Source organism: Streptomyces sp. O3 (assembly GCF_054788135.1).
The window spans coordinates 1-1,668 of sequence record NZ_JBTVYK010000120.1; the positions used below are offsets into that span (position 1 = coordinate 1).

1 protein-coding gene is annotated in these 1,668 nt (G+C 70.6%); it reads left to right on the plus strand.

Annotated features, from left to right (window positions below; all coding sequences use genetic code 11):
• The first annotated feature begins 126 nt into the window (after window positions 1-126).
• Complete coding sequence (locus ACX6XY_RS29960) at window positions 127-1,503, plus strand: IS1380 family transposase (protein WP_460337743.1); 1,377 nt, start codon at window positions 127-129, stop codon at window positions 1,501-1,503.
• The last annotated feature ends 165 nt before the right edge of the window (window positions 1,504-1,668 follow it).

Below are 1,668 nucleotides of genomic sequence, written 5' to 3' on the forward strand. Positions count from 1 at the left end.
CTAGCCTCGCGCTTTCACGAGGTGGACTGTCCGACGGATGGTCAGGTAAGCGAAAAGTGCCTCTGACCAGCAAGAATGAGGATTGTCGAGGTCCTTGTTCCTGCCACCGTCGGAGGCACTTCCCAGGTGAAGAAGCGTATCGGGTCCTATCCACGTGTCCGCATCGAGGGCGGTGGCCGTGGGGTGGTGTCCCAGGCGGGGGCTGTGCTGCTGGTCGAGACGGTCCGCAAGGCCGGGCTGGACCAGGCGATATCGGCGGCGCTTGCGCCATGGCGGCGGCCCCAGGCGGTGCACGATCCGGGGAAGATCCTGCTGGACGTGGCCCTCGCGGTCGCGATCGGCGGAGACTGCCTCGCGGATGTCGCGACGCTGCGGGCCGAGCCCGGCGTGTTCGGGCCGGTCGCCTCCGACCCAACCGTGTCCCGCCTCGTTGACACCCTCGCCGCAGCCGGGCCGAAGGCCCTGGCCGCGATCAGGACCGCTCGGGCCGAAGCGCGTGAGCGCGTCTGGAAGCTGGGCGGCACTGCGGCGCCGGATGCCGCGGGGCAGGTGATCGTGGACCTGGATGGGGTGCTCGTGCTGGCTCACTCCGAGAAGCAGGGCGCCACCGCGACCTGGAAGAAGACCTTCGGACACCACCCCCTGATGGGGTTCGTCGACCACGGAAGCGGCGGGAGCGGTGAGCCGGTGGCCGGCCTGCTCAGACCGGGCAACGCAGGCAGTAACACCGCCGCCGATCACATCACCACGACCCAACTCGCCCTGGCGCAAATGCCGAAGAATTACCGGCGCGGACGCCGCACGCTGATCCGTACCGACTCCGGCGGCGGCACCCACGAGTTCGTCGCCTGGCTCGCCCAGCGCGGCCGGTGGCTGTCGTACTCGGTCGGCATGACCATCACCGAGCAGATTCACCAGGCCGTCCTCAAGGTTCCCGCCACGGCCTGGACGCCAGCGATCGAGCCCGGCGGAGACATCCGTGACGGCGCGTGGGTCGCCGAGATCGCCGGCGACGTGCTGAACGGCTGGCCGAAGGGAATGCGGCTGATCGTGCGCAAGGAACGGCCCCATCCCGGCGCACAGTTGAGGATCACCGACGCCGACGGACTGCGGCTGACCTGCTTCGCCACCAACACCACCGACATGCCGATCGCGGCACTGGAACTGCGGCACCGCCAGCGCGCGCGGGCCGAGGACCGCATCCGGGCCGCCCGGGCCACCGGCCTGCGCAACCTGCCCCTGCACGACACCGCGCAGAACCAGATCTGGCTGGAGCTCGTCCAACTCGCCCTCGACCTGCTGGCCTGGATGCCGATGCTCGCCCTGGCCGGCGAAACCCGCAGGTGGGAGCCCCGCCGCCTCCGGCACCGCCTCTTCTCCGCCGCCGCCCAGCTCGTCACCACCGCCCGCCGCCGGCACCTGAGATTCGCCCGCCACTGGCCCTGGACCGACGTCATCACCGACGCCCAGGCGCGGCTCGAAGCTCTCCCGAACCCCGGCTGACCAGCACGTACCCGTCCCTGCGCGCAGCACCACCCCGACCGGAGCCGTGGAACCCGGCGCCCACCCGACGCGACAGCCGGGCCATCAGCGCGCCCGCCACCGACCCGAACAACCGAAACGGCCCGCCGAAGAAACCGACGGACCGTCACGAAAGATCGAGGCTAG